16 protein-coding genes are annotated in these 15,635 nt (G+C 70.3%); 10 read left to right on the top strand and 6 right to left on the bottom strand.

Features of this window, described 5'->3' with window-relative positions; translation table 11 throughout:
• Nucleotides 1-37 precede the first annotated feature (37 nt).
• The 3 genes from DY157_RS01485 to DY157_RS01475 form a co-directional block, all read right to left on the bottom strand.
• On the bottom strand, nucleotides 38-1,186 hold the full coding sequence (locus DY157_RS01485) for an ABC transporter permease (RefSeq protein WP_115726909.1): 1,149 nt from the start codon (nucleotides 1,184-1,186) through the stop codon (nucleotides 38-40).
• Nucleotides 1,187-1,203: 17 nt separating this feature from the next.
• Nucleotides 1,204-2,703: a sugar ABC transporter ATP-binding protein gene (locus DY157_RS01480; RefSeq protein ID WP_218938038.1), complete on the bottom strand. Its 1,500-nt coding sequence runs from the start codon at nucleotides 2,701-2,703 to the stop codon at nucleotides 1,204-1,206.
• A gap of 199 nt (nucleotides 2,704-2,902) precedes the next feature.
• The gene (locus DY157_RS01475) at nucleotides 2,903-3,667 is read right to left on the bottom strand and encodes an IclR family transcriptional regulator (protein ID WP_115726908.1); all 765 of its coding nucleotides are present in this window, start codon (nucleotides 3,665-3,667) and stop codon (nucleotides 2,903-2,905) included.
• 87 nt (nucleotides 3,668-3,754) lie between these two features.
• Between DY157_RS01475 and DY157_RS01470 the strand changes: the two genes are divergently transcribed.
• The 9 genes from DY157_RS01470 to DY157_RS01430 are packed head-to-tail and all read left to right on the top strand — an operon-like array spanning nucleotide 3,755 to nucleotide 13,247.
• On the top strand, nucleotides 3,755-4,705 hold the full coding sequence (locus DY157_RS01470; protein ID WP_115726907.1) for a cyclase family protein: 951 nt from the start codon (nucleotides 3,755-3,757) through the stop codon (nucleotides 4,703-4,705).
• 23 nt (nucleotides 4,706-4,728) lie between these two features.
• Nucleotides 4,729-5,745: a 2-hydroxyacid dehydrogenase gene (locus DY157_RS01465; protein ID WP_218938037.1), complete on the top strand. Its 1,017-nt coding sequence runs from the start codon at nucleotides 4,729-4,731 to the stop codon at nucleotides 5,743-5,745.
• Nucleotides 5,742-6,590: an NAD(P)-dependent oxidoreductase gene (locus DY157_RS01460; RefSeq protein ID WP_115726905.1), complete on the top strand. Its 849-nt coding sequence runs from the start codon at nucleotides 5,742-5,744 to the stop codon at nucleotides 6,588-6,590. Before DY157_RS01465 ends, DY157_RS01460 begins: the two co-directional genes overlap by 4 nt.
• Nucleotides 6,587-8,056, top strand: coding sequence for a mannitol dehydrogenase family protein (locus DY157_RS01455; protein ID WP_115726904.1), 1,470 nt, complete (start codon nucleotides 6,587-6,589; stop codon nucleotides 8,054-8,056). The genes DY157_RS01460 and DY157_RS01455 overlap by 4 nt, the downstream gene beginning before the upstream one ends.
• A 7-nt stretch (nucleotides 8,057-8,063) precedes the next feature.
• Complete coding sequence (locus DY157_RS01450) at nucleotides 8,064-9,071, top strand: zinc-binding dehydrogenase (protein WP_115726903.1); 1,008 nt, start codon at nucleotides 8,064-8,066, stop codon at nucleotides 9,069-9,071.
• Between the two features lie 2 nt (nucleotides 9,072-9,073).
• Entirely contained in the window at nucleotides 9,074-10,009 is a 936-nt protein-coding gene (locus tag DY157_RS01445) for an NAD(P)-dependent oxidoreductase (protein WP_115726902.1), read from the top strand.
• A gap of 55 nt (nucleotides 10,010-10,064) precedes the next feature.
• The gene (gndA, locus tag DY157_RS01440; protein ID WP_115726901.1) at nucleotides 10,065-11,519 is read left to right on the top strand and encodes an NADP-dependent phosphogluconate dehydrogenase; all 1,455 of its coding nucleotides are present in this window, start codon (nucleotides 10,065-10,067) and stop codon (nucleotides 11,517-11,519) included.
• A 15-nt stretch (nucleotides 11,520-11,534) separates the two neighbouring features.
• Nucleotides 11,535-12,608, top strand: a complete 1,074-nt coding sequence (locus DY157_RS01435; protein WP_174232109.1) for a PfkB family carbohydrate kinase — start codon at nucleotides 11,535-11,537, stop codon at nucleotides 12,606-12,608.
• A gap of 48 nt (nucleotides 12,609-12,656) precedes the next feature.
• Nucleotides 12,657-13,247 (top strand): hypothetical protein, encoded by a 591-nt coding sequence (locus DY157_RS01430; RefSeq protein ID WP_218938036.1) that lies wholly within the window; start codon nucleotides 12,657-12,659, stop codon nucleotides 13,245-13,247.
• Nucleotide 13,248: 1 nt separating this feature from the next.
• On the opposite strand, the gene DY157_RS12025 is transcribed toward DY157_RS01430, so the two are convergent.
• The 3 genes from DY157_RS12025 to DY157_RS11270 all read right to left on the bottom strand — a co-directional run bounded on the left by DY157_RS12025 (nucleotide 13,249) and on the right by DY157_RS11270 (nucleotide 15,141).
• Entirely contained in the window at nucleotides 13,249-13,926 is a 678-nt protein-coding gene (locus tag DY157_RS12025) for a TMEM164 family acyltransferase (RefSeq protein ID WP_456236502.1), read from the bottom strand.
• A gap of 199 nt (nucleotides 13,927-14,125) precedes the next feature.
• On the bottom strand, nucleotides 14,126-14,917 hold the full coding sequence (locus DY157_RS01420; RefSeq protein ID WP_160159392.1) for a CPBP family intramembrane glutamic endopeptidase: 792 nt from the start codon (nucleotides 14,915-14,917) through the stop codon (nucleotides 14,126-14,128).
• Nucleotides 14,914-15,141, bottom strand: a complete 228-nt coding sequence (locus tag DY157_RS11270; RefSeq protein ID WP_160159391.1) for a hypothetical protein — start codon at nucleotides 15,139-15,141, stop codon at nucleotides 14,914-14,916. Before DY157_RS11270 ends, DY157_RS01420 begins: the two co-directional genes overlap by 4 nt.
• Between DY157_RS11270 and DY157_RS01415 the strand changes: the two genes are divergently transcribed.
• Nucleotides 15,122-15,259 (top strand): hypothetical protein, encoded by a 138-nt coding sequence (locus tag DY157_RS01415; protein WP_160159390.1) that lies wholly within the window; start codon nucleotides 15,122-15,124, stop codon nucleotides 15,257-15,259. The two genes, DY157_RS11270 and DY157_RS01415, sit on opposite strands and share 20 nt — an antisense overlap.
• Nucleotides 15,260-15,635: the final 376 nt, after the last annotated feature.

Raw genomic sequence — 15,635 nt, 5'->3', positions numbered from 1 at the left:
GCGCGGGCGGGGGGCTCTCGCCCTCCGGGCCGCTGGACTACTTGAGCTCCTCGGAGCTCGAGGTGAGGTCGGGACCGGCCTGGGTGACGGGGCCGGGCGTGTCCGCGAGCTCGGACTCGGGCGTGAGGGCGCCGGAGACCGAAGCGGTCTGGATGCCGGGATCAACGGCCTTGTTGGCGGCCTGGCCGGCGAGGATCTTGCGGCGGGCGCTCCAGCCGGCGAGGCCGACGGCGATGAGGAGGGTGACGCCGTTGAAGAGCGGGTTGACCCAGAAGTTCGCGCCGAGCTGGCCGATGCCCGCGAGGCCGATCGCGAGGGTGGCGACGGCGACGATCGTGCCCGCGGAGTTCGGGCGGCCGGGCTTGATGACGGTCGAGCCGAGGAGCGCGGCGACGAAGGACGGGAGCATGTACTCGGCGCCGACCGACGGATTGCCGATCTGCTGCTGAGAGGCGAGGAGGACGCCCGCGACGCCGACGAGGAAGGAGCAGGTGGCGAATGCGTAGACCGAGTAGCGGCGCGAGGGGAGGCCGATGAGGTCGGCGGCCCTTTGGTTCGAGCCGAGGACGTAGAAGTAGCGGCCGAGGGGCGTGCGCTCGAGCACGATCCACAGGACGATCGCGATGATCGCGACGTACCACGCCGAGACGGGGATCCCGGCGAGCTTCGAGTCGTAGAGATCGGTGAATCCCGCCGGAAGGCCGTCGGGCCCGGGAACGATGCGGGCGCCGTTGGTGATCGCGCCCGTGATCGCGTAGAGGACGGAACCCGTGCCGAGGGTCGCGACGAAGGAGTCGATCTTGCCGAGCTCGACGAGGAGGCCGTTGGCGACGCCGACGACGGTCGTGCCCGCGATGACGAGGATCGCCGCGAGGCACCACGGGGTGCCGTTGACGACGAGCACCATCATGAGGACGTGCGCCATGCCGAGGGTGTAGCCGATCGAGACGTCGAACTTGCCGGTGGCGATCGGGATCATCGCGCCGAGCGCGAGGATCGCGGGGATCGTGTTCGCGGAGAGGATCGCATTGAAGTTCCCCTGCGTGAGGAAGGTGTTCGGCATCATCACGGAGAACGCGATGAAGAGGAGGACCGCCAGGAGAAGAAGCCCGTAGGCGCCGATGAAGGATCCTGAGCGGCGCCGACGGGTCGGGCGCTTCGCCTGGGGTGCTGGGGTGGTGGACATGCTGTCGTATCTCCTGGTCACTTGGAGTGGACGAGGTTGGCGCCGGAGCAGGCGGCGGTGAGGTTGCTGACGGTGAGGGAGTCTCCGGAGAGCTCGTCGGTGACGCGGCCCTGGACGAAGACGAGGGCGCGGTGGCAGACGGAGGCGACCTCTTCGAAGTCGGAGCTCACGAGGACGACGGCGAGGCCGTCCCTCAGCGAGTCCTCCATGAGTTCGTAGATATCGGCCTTGGCTCCGACGTCCACGCCCGCGGTCGGCTCCTCGAGGACGATGACCTTGCGGCTGGCGGAGAGCCAGCGGCCGAACATCACCTTCTGCTGGTTGCCGCCCGACAGGGTGGCGATCGGCAGGTCGGCGTTGGCGGGGAGGACGCCGTAGGTCTCGACGAGTTCGTCGCCGAGGGCGTCCTGCTGTCGCGCGTTGAGCCATGCGAGGAGGCCCTTGCCCCTCGGGCGCATGTTCGCGAGGAAGTTCTCCTGGACGCTCATCGTCGGGGCCATCCCCTCTTCCATGCGGTTGGAGGTGACGAAGCCGACGCCGCGATCGACGGCCTCGGCGGGCGACTTGGGCGCGTAGGCGACGCCGTCGATCACCAGCGAACCGCCGTGCATCGGGAAGGCGCCGCCGATCGCGCGACCGACCTGCACCTGCCCGGCGCCGGTGAGCCCGACCATGCCGAGGACCTCGCCCGCCTTGACGTCGAAGGTGACGGGGCCCGCGGGGCCGGCGAGGACGCGCTCTCCGGAGAGGACGATCGGGCGCTCGCCGGATCCTGCGCGCGACGTGTAGCTCTTGGGCTTCGAGCCGACGATGTCGATGACGAGGTCCTGCGGCGACTTGGCCTCGATGGGCCCGGCGTGGACGAGCCGTCCATCGCGGAACACCGTCACCTGATCCGAGATCGTGAACACCTCGTCGAGGCGGTGGGAGACGTAGATGAGTCCACGGTCGCGATCGCGCAGGTCGCGCAGGACGTCGAAGAGGCGCGCCGAGTCCGCCGCAGGGAGCGAGGCGGTCGGCTCGTCGAGGACGATGATCGGCGCGTCGGTCGACAGGGCGCGGGCGATCGCGACGAGCGAGCGCTCGGCGCGCGTGAGATCGGCGATGAGAACGTCGGGGTCGACGTCGAGCTGGACGATTTCGAGCGCTTCCTCGGCCTTGCGGTTGACGGACTTCCAATCGATGAAGCCCCCGCGTCGCGGGTAGGAGGTCGCGAGCGCGACGTTCTCCGCGACGCTCATCGCCTCGACGAGGCCGAGGTCCTGGTGGATGAAGGCCATCGCGGCCGCCGCCTCGGGCGTGCCGAGGGGCTTGCCCATGACGGTGATCTCGCCGGCGGTCGGCGGGTACAGGCCGGACAGGACCTTGATGAGGGTCGACTTGCCCGCGCCGTTCTGCCCGAGGAGGGCGTGGATGCTGTGGGGCATCAGCGTGAAGTCGACGCCCTTGAGCGCCTGCGTCGTTCCGAACTGCTTGACGAGACCTCTGATCTCGATCAGCGGAGCAGCAGCAGCCATTGATGTTCCTCCTCGCGCCACATTGCGCATTTCCATCCCGCTGGACGGTGTTCATCATTCTGAACTGTTTGACGCTCGAGCGCAAGCCCTTCCTCACGCGAATTCGATGTGAGCGCTCGCTATTCGCCTCTCGAGCCACAACGGGCGGGCGCCCCCTCGCTCGAGGGGGCGCCCGTCGGACGTCGGAGGGAGTAAGGGGTCAGAAGCTCTTCCCCGCGAGCGGATTGGTGAAGATGTCGGCAACCGCGCGCAGCTCCTCGAGGACGAGGTCGACGTCGCGCGCCGCGGCCTCCTTCGACAGGGTCGTCGACACGGCGAGATGGGCCTCGTCCGTTTCCTCGTTGCGGACGGGGACGGCGAAGCAGACCTGCCCGAGATTCGTCTCCTCGTCGTCCATCGCGTACCCGCGCTCGCGACAACGGTCGAGGTCCTGGAGGAACTCGGGAAGCGACTGGATGCTCTTCTCCGTGAAGCGCGGGAAATCCACCGAACGGAAGCGATCCGCGACGACGGCGGGCGACATCGTCATGAGGATCGCCTTCCCGGTCGCCGTGATCGACGCGGGGAAGCGGTCGCCGATCGAGCCGCTCACCCGTCGGACGCGCCCGACCTCGTAGCGCGCGAGGTAGATGACGTCGGTGCCGTCGAGCATGGCGAGGCGCGCGGAATGCCGCGACATCACGGGCTGTGCGCGGACCTCGTCGTAGAAGTCGGAGAGCTGGTCGACCGTGGCGAGGTAGTCGCCGGCGAGTGTGAGGAGGCGGCGCCCGAGGAGGTAGCGGTTGTCGTGACGGCGCACGAGGTTCTCCTCCTCCAGCACGGAGCAGATGAGCGCGGTCGTCGACTTCGCGATCCCGGTCCTCGCGGCGATCTCCGTCACGCCGAGGCCCGGCTGCCCCTCCTCCGCGAGCAGCTCGAAGATCCTCATCGCACGGGTGAGCGCGGGAACGGCGCTGTTCTTCATGAAAAACTCCTTTGGCCAAAGGACTGGATTGAAACCAGGATACTGATCTAGAGTTGTCGGCGTTGGAACTCAACGAAGGAGTCGAGCATGTCCACGCCCAGTGCGACCAACCCCCTTGCCCTGCCCGAGGTGAGCCAGGCCGAATTCGACTCGGTCTTCAAGAGCGTATGTCGATGGGGACAGTACGCCGAACCCTCCCGCGGCGCGTGGCAGACCGTCGGCCCCGAGAAGGTCCGAGAAGCCGCCGCGCTCGTCGAGTCCGGGACGACCGTCCAGATGGCCCTCCCGTGGAACACGGTGAGCGGCATCGACAACCCGAACCCCGCCCTCCACATGATGGTCGAGCTCGGCGACCGCGAACCCCCCGAGCCCTCGTGCAACAAGGACTTCCTCGGCGTCGCCTTCCACGGCAAGGCCGTCTCCCACCTCGACGCGCTCTCGCACATCGCGTACCGCGGCGAGCTCTTCGACGGGCATCCGACGAAGGACACCGTCAATGCGACCGGTACCGACTTCGGCGACGTCGCGGCCCTCGGCCATCTCGTCACGGCCTGCGTCCTCCTCGACTTCGCCGCCGTCAAGGGCGTCGACTGGATCGAGCCCGGTACGGCGTTCCACGCCGAGGACATCCTCGAGGCCGAGGAGAAGCTCGGAGTCGAGATCCAGCCGGGCGACGCCGTCCTCGTCCGCTCCGGGCACTTCGCGCGCCGCGCCGCGCTCGGACCGTGGAACCCCGACGTCGAGGGGAGCGCCGGCCTTCACGTCGACGCGATGCCTCTCCTCGCCGAGCGCGGGATCGTCCTCCTCGGCGGCGACGGCGACTCGGACGTCCGTCCCTCGCCGACGCCCGGCATCGGCTCCCCCATCCACATCCTCGCGATCACCGCGATGGGCGTGCCCCTCCTCGACAACCTCGACCTCGAAGACATCTCGCGCGCGTGCGCGGCGGAGAACAAGTACCGCTTCATGCTGACGATCGCCCCGCTGTCGGTTCCGCGCGGGACCGGCAGCCCGATCAACCCGATCGCGGTGCTCTGATGGGGGCCGCGTTCCGCGTGGGCGTGTCCCGCGACTTCCTCGCGGATCCCGCCGATTCGCGCAGCCGCAACGTCTGGGGCGACATCGGCCTCGCGCGCCTCGACGAGGCCGGCGTCGAATGGGAGTACATGCCGGAGGTCGTCGACGCCTTCCGCCCGGAGGATCTCGCCCCCTACGACGCCGTCCTCTACGCCGCGCCCGCCGTTACCGCGGACTCCTTCGCCGACGGCGTCGCGCGCCCCGCCCTGCTCGCCCGCTTCGGCGTCGGATACGACGCCGTTGATCTCGAGGCGTGCACCGCGAACGACGTCGCGGCGACGATCACCCCCGACGGCGCCCGCCGCCCCGTCGCGACCGCCGCGCTCACGATGCTCCTCGCGACCCTCCACAACCTCGTGCAGAAGCACGACATCGCGAAGCGGCCCGACTGGGACGAGCGCGTCGACTGGATGGGCACGGGGCTCAACGGGCTCACCGTCGGCATCCTCGGGGTCGGGAACACCGGGGCGGAGCTCGTGCGGCTCCTCTCCCCCTTCGACGTCGAGATCATCGGCTGCGACCCCTTCTGCCCGCCCGAGCGGGCCGCCGAGCTCGGCGTCGAGCTCGTCGACCGCGAGGCCCTCGCCGAGCGCTCGGACGCCCTCGTCCTCATGGCGGTCCTCACCGACTCGACCTACCACTTCGTCGACGCGGACTTCCTCGCCCGCATGCGCCCGGGCTCCGTCCTCGTCAACGTCGCCCGCGGTCCGATCGTCGACGAGCCCGCGCTCATCGACGCGCTGTCGACGGGACGACTCCGCGCCGCCGGACTCGACGTCTTCGAGGAGGAGCCCCCCTCCTCCGGGATCGTCGATCTCCCGAACGTCACCCTCGCGCCGCATTCGATCGCGTGGACCTCCGAGATGAGCCGGGGCAACGGGAACTCCTGCATCGACGCGATCCTCGCCGTGCGCGAGGGCCGCGAACCGCGATTCGTCGTCAACCGCGACGTCCTCGCCAAACCGTCCTTCCAGCAGCGTCTCGAGGAGATGGCCGAATGAAGATCGCCGTTCTCGGGCTGGGCAACATGGGCCTGCCCGTCGCACGCAACCTCGCCCTCGCCGGTCACGACGTCACGGGCGCGAACATCGTCCCCGTCCCCGCCGCCGAGGAGGCCGGCGTCCGCGTCTTCACCGACGCGAACGAGGCCCTCGTCGACCGCGAGGTCGTCCTCTGCCTCCTCCCGGACCTCCCCTACCTCGAGCCCATGCTCCCCGCGCTCCTCGAGTCGGGGGCGAGCGACCTCGTCGTCATGTCGACGATCTCCCCGCTCGCCGTCCGGGAGCTCGCCGAGCGCCTCGACGGCCGGATCGCGGTCGTCGACGCCTGCATGTCGGGCGGTGTCGCCAAGGCGACCGACGGCACGATGTCGATCATGTGCGGCGGCGACGAGTCCGCCTTCGCGCGGGTCCTCCCGATCCTTCACGTGATCGGCGGATCCGTCGAACTCATGGGGCCCGTCGGCTCGGGCGCCGTCGCGAAGGCCTGCAACCAGATGGTCGTCGTCGGCACGCTCATCGCCCTGTCCGAGGCGACGCTCGTCGCGAAGGACAACGGCCTCGACGCGCACCGGGTCCTCTCCGTCCTCGGCGCGGGCCTCGCGGGCTCCGAGCTGCTCGAGCAGAAGAAGGACAAGCTCGCCGACGAGGATTTCTCCCCCTCGGGGCCGGCGAAGTTCCTCGTCAAGGATCTCCGCTTCGCGAAGGACAGCGCGAACGGCCGCCCCCTTCCCGTCCTCGACATCGGCGAGACCCTCTTCCGCGGCCTCACCGACGCGGGCCTCGGCGACTACGACAACACCGTCGTCATGCGCTACCTGCGGATCCTCGCCGGGGAGGAGTCATGAGGCTCAACCGTTCCACCGCCCCCGCGGCCCTCCGCATCGGCGCGCCCTCGCCCGAGCGCACCGGAATCGTCCACCTCGGCCTCGGCCAGTTCCACCGCGCCCACTTCGCGGTGAACACGGCCCTCGCCCTCGCCGAAGAGCCCGGGGACTGGGGGATCGTCGGGGTCGCCAACCGCTCGCGGCGCGTCGTCGACTCCCTCGCCGAGCAGGATTTCCTCTACTCGGTCCTCACGCTGTCGCCGGGGAACGAATCCGCCGGACTCGTCGACGTCCACCGCCGCGGCCTCGTCGCCGCGGACGAGCCCGAGGACGTCCTCGCCGCGATCGCCGACCCCGCGCATCGAATCGTCTCCCTCACGATCTCCGAGAAGGGCTACCACCGGACCGCGTCGGGCGTCGACCTCGCCTCTTTCGGCGATGAGCTCGCCGCTCCCGTGCCGCGCACGCCGATCGGCCTCCTCGCCCGCGGGCTCGAGCGCCGCGCCTCAACCGGAGCGCCGCTCTCCGTCGTCTCCTGCGACAACGTCCAGGGGAACGGGACGAGCACCCGCGAGGTCGTCCTCGCCTACCTCCAGGCCGCCGGCGCCGCCGATGCGACCCTCGAGTGGATCGCGAAGAACGTCGCCTTCCCCAACACGATGGTCGACCGGATCGTCCCGGGCACGACCGACGCGACCCGCGCGCGCGTCGCCGAGCTCCTCGGGCTCGACGACGCCGTCCCGGTACCCGCCGAGCGCTTCTCCATGTGGGTCCTCGAGGACCTGTTCCCCGCCGGGCGCCCCCGCTGGGAGGCCGCCGGCGCGATCTTCTCCGACGAGGTCCACCGCTACGAGCTCGTCAAGCTCCGGATCCTCAACGGCATGCATTCCCTGATCTCGTACGTCGGCGGCCTCCTCGGCGCCGCGACGATCCCCGACGCCCGCGCGATCGACGAGGTCGCGGCGGTGGTCCGGAAGGCCATCGAGGAGGAGTGCCTCCCGAGCATCGAGCTGCCGACCGGCTTCGACGCCCCGGCCTACGTCGACGAGCTCTTCGACCGGTGGTCGAACACGTCGCTCGGCGACCAGACCGCGCGCGTCGGCTCGGACGGCTCCGCGAAGCTCGTCCAGAGGATCCCCGAGCCCGTCCGCACGGCGCTGGCCGCGGGGAGGACGCCCCACTGCATGGCGCTCACCCTCGCCTCCTGGCTCGCGTGCGTCGCCCCGCTCGACGGCTTCGACCCCGGGCCCGTCGCCGCCGCGATGGACGAGCCCCTGCGGGGCGATATCGCCAAGATCGCCCGCCGCTCGAAGGGCTCGCGCGACCTCGTCGCCTCGGTCCTCGCCGCCCACTTCCCGCCCGACCTCGCGGACGCGACCGTCTTCGTCGATCGCACCGCCCGGCTCCTCGATCTCATCGTCGCCCACGGGGCGGACGCCGCCGCCCGCGACGTCCTCGCCGCCGACGCCGCAGCCCCCACCGAATAGGAATGAGATGAAGTCCCTCGCCATTCACGGCGCCCTCGACCTCCGCCTCGAGGACGTCCCCGTTCCCGAACCGACCGCCGACCAGGTCCGACTCAAGGTCGCCTACGTCGGGATCTGCGGATCCGACCTCCACTACTACTTCCAGGGGGCGAACGGCGACTTCGTCGTCGAAGAGCCCCTCGTCCCCGGTCACGAGCTCTCCGGCGTCGTCGACCTCGATCCCTCGGGGACCTACGCCCCGGGCACGCCGGTCACGGTCCACCCCGCGACTTTCGGGGAGCCCCTTCCCGAATGCCCCGACGCGCGTCACCTCTGGCCCGGGGGGAGCTACCTCGGCTCCGCCTCGACCCACCCGCACACGCAGGGCGCGATGAGCGACTACCTCCTCGTCGGCCGCGACATGGTCCGCCCGCTCCCCGAGGGGCTCGACCTCCGGACCGCCGCGCTCGCCGAGCCCCTCAGCGTCGCCCTCCACGCCGCGAACATGGCGGGAGAGCTCGCGGGCGCGAAGGTCCTCGTCATCGGCTCCGGCCCGATCGGGCTCCTCCAGATCGCCGCCGCCCTCGGACGCGGCGCCGCCTCCGTCGACGCCTCCGACGTCATCCCCGAGGCCCTCGAGCGCGCGAAGGATCTCGGCGCCGCCCGCGTCTTCCGCGCGGGGGCCGACGAGATCCCCGACGCGGCCTACGACGTCGTCTTCGAGTGCTCCGGCTCCGCCCCCGGGTCGAACTCCGCGTGGCGGGCGGTGCGCCGCCGCGGCGTCGTCGTCCACGTCGGCATGCTCCCCGCCGGCCCCCAGCCGCTCGCCCTCTCCGTCCTCGTCAACAAGGAGGCGACGGTCCGCACGACCTTCCGCTTCGACGACGAGATCGACGAGGCCGTGACGATGCTCCGCGCGCACCCCGAGTTCGCTCGCGTCATCACGCACGAGTACGCGGCCGCGGACGCCGTCTCCGCCTTCGAGATCGCGAAGGACTCGTCGGCCTCCGGCAAGGTCCTCGTGAGGATGGACTGACGATGAGCGAGCCTTCGCGCGCCCGCCCGATCGCGGCGATCCCGACCGTCTGGATCGACCGCGTCGGGCCCGTCGACGGGGTCGACGTCATCGCCTGGGACATGGACCGCCCCTGCCCGGTCGACGCCCTCGACTACGCCTGCGTGCCCTACCAGAACTCCCCCGACGTCTGGGGGTACCTCGCCACCGCGCGGATCGGCTGCGTGCAGCTGCTCTCCGCGGGCTTCGAGGACGCCCTCGGCCGCATCGGGGAGGGCTCCGCGCTCTCGAACGCGCGCGGCGTCCACGACGCCGCCACCGCCGAGCAGGCGCTCGCCCTCGTCCTCGCGATGCAGAGGGGCGCCTGGCGCTGGGTGGAGAACCACCGCGAGCGGCACTGGACCGGACTCGGGTTCCAGCCCGGGATCGCCGATCAGCGGGTCGTCGTCCTCGGCTACGGGTCGATCGGCTCCGCCGTCGCCCGGCGGATCGCCGCATTCGAACCGAAGTCCCTCACGGCGATCGCCTCGCGCCCGCGGGCGGGCGACGACCTCGTCGACCGGGTCCACGGCGTCGAGGAGCTCCTCCACCTCCTCCCCTCGTGCGACATCCTCGTCTCCGTCCTCCCGGGCGGGGACGCGACCCGTGGCCTCCTCGACGCTCGCGCCCTCGCAGCCCTTCCCGAGGGCGCCCTCGTCGTCAACATCGGCCGCGGAACCGTCGTCGACACGGACGCGCTCGTCGAGGCCTGCGCCTCGGAGAGGATCCGCGCCGGACTCGACGTCACCGACCCGGAGCCCCTCCCGGACGACCATCCCCTGTGGTCGACGCCGGGCGTCCTCGTGAGCCCCCACGTGGGCGGCCTCGCGATGGGCTTCTGGTCGCGCGCCGCGGCCCTCCTGCGCCGCCAGCTCGAGCGCCTCGCCGCGGGCGAGCGGCTCGAGAACATCGTCAATTGACCCGGGGGGCCGGCGCGCCGGCCCCCGAACCCACGACCGTCGAATCGAGAACCTCATGTCCCTTCCCACCCCCGCTCCCGCGAGCGCGACCATCGGCGTCACCGGCATGGGCGTCATGGGCCGCAACCTCGCCCGCAATCTCGCGCGCCACGGCTACGCCGTCGCGATCCACAACCGCTCCGTCGCCAAGACCGAGGCCGTCGTCGCCGAGCACGGCGACGAGGGGACCTTCATCCCCGCCGAGTCGATGGACGATTTCGTCGCGGCCCTCGAACGTCCCCGCGTCGCGATCATCATGGTGAAGGCGGGCGCCGCGACCGACGCCGTCATCGATGAACTCGCCGCGCGCATGGAGCCGGGCGACATCATCGTCGACTGCGGCAACACCCTCTTCCACGACACCCGCCGCCGCGAGTCGGCGCTGCGCGAACGCGGCCTCCACTTCGTCGGCGTCGGCGTGTCCGGAGGCGAGGAGGGCGCGCTCCTCGGCCCCTCGATCATGCCCGGCGGCTCCGTCGAGGCCTACGACCGCCTCGGCCCGATGTTCGAGGCGATCAGCGCCCACATCGGCGACGAGCCCTGCTGCACGCACATCGGACCCGACGGCGCCGGCCACTTCGTCAAGATGGTCCACAACGGCATCGAGTACTCCGACATGCAGGTGATAGCCGAGGCCTACGACATCCTGAGGCGCGGCCTCGGCCTCGCGCCCTCGGAGATCGCGGACGTCTTCGCCGAGTGGAATGCCGGCGAGCTCGACTCCTACCTCATGGAGATCACCGTCGAGGTGCTCCGCCAGGTCGATGCGAAGACAGGCTCCCCGCTCGTCGACGTCGTCGTCGACGCCGCCGGCCAGAAGGGCACGGGCGCGTGGACGACGCAGACGGCCCTCGACCTCGGCGTGCCCGTCACCGGCATCGGCGAGGCGACCTTCGCCCGCGGGCTCTCCTCCTCCCCCGCCCAGCGCGAAGCGGCGAAGGGCCTGCCCGCCGGCGCCCCCGAATGGGACGTCGCCGACCGTGAGACGTTCATCGCCGACGTCCGGCAGGCGCTCTACGCGTCGAAGATCATCGCGTACACGCAGGGGCTCAACGAGATCCAGGCCGCAGCGGCCGAGTACGGATGGGACCTCGACCTCGGCGCGATCGCGCGGATCTGGCGCGGGGGCTGCATCATCCGCGCCCGATTCCTCGGCGACATCACCGCGGCCTTCGAGGAGAACCCGGACCTGCCGCTCCTCATCGCGTCCCCGGTGTTCCGCGAGCGGATCGTCGCCGCGCTTCCGGCGTGGCGGCGCATCGTCGTCGCGGCCGCCGCCCACGGACTGCCCGCGCCGGTCTTCGCCTCGACGCTCGCCTACTACGACGGTCTGCGGTCGGATCGCCTCCCCGCCGCCCTCATCCAGGGGCAGCGCGACTTCTTCGGAGCTCACACCTATCGGCGCATCGACGCTGACGGCTCCTTCCACACCCTCTGGGCAGAAGACGGCCGCCCCGAGATCGACGCCTGAGAGAGGATGCGAATCATGGAACTGAGAGAGAACGCCAAGTGGGCGCTCGTCGTCCCCACGTCGATGGGCGTGCGCCTGACGCCGGAGAATCGACAGGCGGTCCACTACTCGGATCACTACCTCCTCCAGGCGACTTCCGCCGAATCGAACGTCGCCTCGATCGCCTCCCACCTCGGCATGGAGACGAAGATCCTCACGAGCTTCGTCGCGGGCTCCCCGATCGCCGCGTTCATCAAGGCGAACCTCCGCGCGCGCGGAATGTCGTACGAGGGGCCCGACGTCCCCCAGGGCGACGCGTGGGGCTACCGCCACCAGTTCAACATCGCCGACTCCGGCTACGGCGGCCGGGCGCCGCGCGTGTGGAACGACCGGGCGGGCGAGGTCGGGCGCACGCTCGACGCGAAGGACTTCGACCTCGATCGGCTCTTCGTCGACGAGGGCGTGAAGATCCTCCACCTGTCCGGGCTCATCGCGGCGCTCTCTCCCGAGACGAGCCGCTTCTGCGTCGAACTCGCCCACAGGGCGAAGGAGGTCGGAACGGCCATCTCCTTCGACCTCAACTACCGCGCGTCCTTCTGGAAGGGCCGCGAGGAGGAGCTCTCCGCCGCCTTCCGCGACATCGCCTCGCTCTGCGACATCCTCTACGGCAACGAAGAGGACTTCCAGCTCTGCCTCGGCATCCAGGGGCCCGAGGCCGGAGGCTCCGGAATCGACGCGAAGATCGAGCAGTTCCAGGAGATGATCGGCCGCATCCGCGAGGCCTACCCCGCCGCGCGCTACGTCGGGACGTCGCTGCGCGAGGTCGTCTCCGCGAACCTCCACAAGTGGGGCATCATCCTGTCGGGCGAGGACGGGACCGTCGTCGCGCCGCTGCGGGAGATCGACGTCCTCGACCGGATCGGCGGCGGCGACGGCTCGATCGGCGGCGTCCTCTACGGCATCCTCTCCGGCTGGTCGACGGAGCGCTGCGCCCAGTTCGGCTGGGCGACCGGCGCGATGGCCGCGACGAGCGTCTACGACTACGCCGCTCCGGCGGACGAGGCGCAGGTCTGGAGCATATGGGAGGGCAACGCCCGAGTCCAGCGCTGATCTCTGCCCACGGCGCACTTCGGGGGCGGAGCCATCGGCTCCGCCCCCGTGGCCCGTTCAGGAGCCGCGGGGCGCCAGCGCGCGCGGGTCGAGCCGCCGGATCTACACTCGCCCGCGTCCGTCCTCGTGCGAATCGTCGAGGATTCCGCGGTTGCCGCCAAGAGGAGCACCCCATGTCCGTCCCCGTCGACTTCACGCACGTCACCACCGCGGGGCTCGAATCGAGCCCCGCACGCCGAGGCGCTCGCCGGCCTGCGCGCGAACGAGGCGCGCTACTTCCACACGAAGTACGCGCACGTCTTCGAGGTTTCCCCCGCCGCTGAAGCCGCCGACGCCCTCGCCTGGGTCGAGAGGATCCTGTCCGCAGAGCGCAGCATCGTCATCGACTCGGCTCCGCTCGAGGTGAGCGTCAACGACGTCGAGGGCATCCACTGGGTTCACGTCTTCTACGAGTCGGGACTCGGCGTCAACGTCCTGTGGACCCTCGACGGGTCGAAGCGGGCTGTCGGCTTCAAGCTCTGCGACGGCATGGAACCGCCCGCCGAGCTCTCGGCGTTCAAGTTCGCCCGTCAGAAGTCGAAGCTCGCGGGCACGATCCGCGGCACCTTCTTCATCATCAAGGGCGACTACCCCTTCTGATTCAGGGGGCGCGCCCGCGGCGCCCCGCTCGCCCTGGTCCGCTGCGTTCGAGCGAGCCGAGCGGCCTCGTCGTTTCCCGTCGAGGGCTCACCGCCCCGGCCTCGTCACCCCTAGGCGACGAGCACGGCCGGCGTCGACGCAACCGGGGAGTCCCTGCGATCGACGAGCTGCGACACTCCGTAGGCCGCCCAGTTGATCGCGTAGCCGAGGGCGAGGGTTCCGAGCCAGTACCAGGGTTGACCGACGAACCCCATGACCGGCATGTCCCGCTGATAGAAGTAGTTCCCGCCGGTGAGGGCGTTCGCGCCGAGGGCGATGAGCGAGTAGCGACGAGCCAGGCGAAGGCGCGGTGAAGGGCGCGCCGACTCGGCCGCCAGTCGGTCGTCACCCATGCGAGGACTGGCATGAGCAGCGTGATCGTGTGGTTGATGACGAAGGACCAGCCGAAGACGTTGGTGATCGGCTGGACCTGCGAGGGATAGAGGAACGAGAACCACGACCACAGGCCGAAGTAGAAGAGGACGTCCATCACCCTCTTCGAGCCGGTCGCGAGATAGACGATCCCGAGGATCGCACTGATTCGCGAGACGTGAAGTGGCAGCGCCTCCGACCAGTCCCAGCCGGCCGCGAGGTACGCGCCGTAGAGGAGGCACTGCTGCGCGAGAGAGACGACGAGCACGCCGATCCGCACCGCCCGCGCGTGCTCGCCCACTCACCCGCGCCCGAGAACGAGGGCGAGGCCGACCGCGAGGAGGATGGCGATGAAGGCGAGGTGGTCCGCGCTCCCGACGGCGATCCAACCGGGATGCGGATCGAGGAAATCGCTCACACCCTCAGCCTAGGGATTGCGGGCGAACGGAAGGTGAACTCGGGGGCGTTCAGAGATTCGCGAGGACGATCCCAGTGACAAGGGCGTTGTTGACGACGTGCGCGATGACGCTCGCCCAGACGCTTCCGTGCCATGCGCGCAGTGCCGTCACCCCGATCCCCCAGGGCAGGACGTAGGCGATCGCCGCCGGCGCGACGTGGATGAGGCCGAAGAATGCGCCGACGAGGACGACCGTCCAGACGACCGGCAGGCGCTCGCGCAGCCAGCCGTAGAGGAGGCCACGGAAGAGGGTCTCCTCGACGATCGGGTCGAGGACGACGACGCTCACCGTCGCGAGGACGAGCGGCAGCGCTCCCGTCACACCGTTGAGCGACGAGGTCGACGCACCCGCCTCGCCGAGCGGGAAGATGGCGCGCGCGAGGCCCGCGCAGGCCAGGGCAATCCCCATGACGACGGGGGCCTCCCAGAGGAGATGAAGCAGACTTCGGGTCGGCCTCGTGAATCCGATGTCCGCGAAAGCGAATCCGCCGCGGCGGACGACCACGTGGTGGACGCCCACGAGCATGAGGACGCTCGCGGCGAAGAGGGCGACGACGATCCCGCTGAGCCCGATGACCTGCGGACCGAGGAGCTTGCCCGCGGCGAGGAGCCCAACGACGATGACGAGGATCGGGGCGACGAAGCCCCACCAGAAGGCGGCGAGGACGTCGCGCCCGGTGAGCGGGCGGACGGGGCGGGCGACTGCGGAGTGCTCGCCCTCCCGCCCGCTACTCGAATCCGCAGCGAACGGGGGCTCCGCGGGGATCGAGCCCTCATCTCGGCCGTGCAGTGGTTCGGTCATGAGCGTCCAATCATTCCTTTGACGAGGTCGGGGTGGGCGAGCGTCTCCTCGAGGCTCGTCGCGACTTTCCATGCGATGCCCTCCGGCGTCCCCGTGAATTCGATGAGGGTGACGAGCGACTGATCAAGGCCCGAGGAGCGCACCTTGAGGATCGTCTCCGCGATGCCGGGCGCCGCGGTGGCGAAATCGAAGGGGCTCCCGTCGATGCCGATTCCGCATCCCACCGGAGCCGGCGGGCTCGGCTCGCGCTCGGAGATCCGCAAGGATGCCGGGCACGTCGAGCCGTCGATGGACAGGAGGTCCGTTCCCTCGATCGACGCCGTGCCGGCGGTCGTCGCATAGGTGAATCCGACGATGTCCGTCGTGCCCGTCGCTCGCCGATAGACCTCGGCAGCGGCTTCGAGGACCGCGGGCTCGCGGAAGTCCCCCGCATCGAAGTAGGCGGATTCGCCGTTGATCTCCGACAGGCTCGCCCGTGAGCTCTGGGTGCCGTCGACGCCCTGACACGTCGCGAAGATCCCGACGCCGACGGGAATGACGACGGCAGTCGCGCTCGCGTAGGCGCACTGCGGATCGGACGCGATCGCATCAACCTTCTCCTCGAGAGCCTCGAGATCGAACGCCTGCTCGGTCGTCGAGGCGGCGCCGGTGCCCCCATCCTCTCATTCGGTCTCAACGCGGCGAGAGTCGGAAGGAGCCTCATCTTCGTCAACACAGC

The organism is Actinomyces culturomici (genome assembly GCF_900499005.1).
In the GTDB taxonomy this organism is placed as follows: domain Bacteria; phylum Actinomycetota; class Actinomycetes; order Actinomycetales; family Actinomycetaceae; genus Pauljensenia; species Pauljensenia culturomici.
Note: the sequence above shows the minus strand (reverse complement) of the source record. Positions and strands in the feature narration are given on the sequence as shown.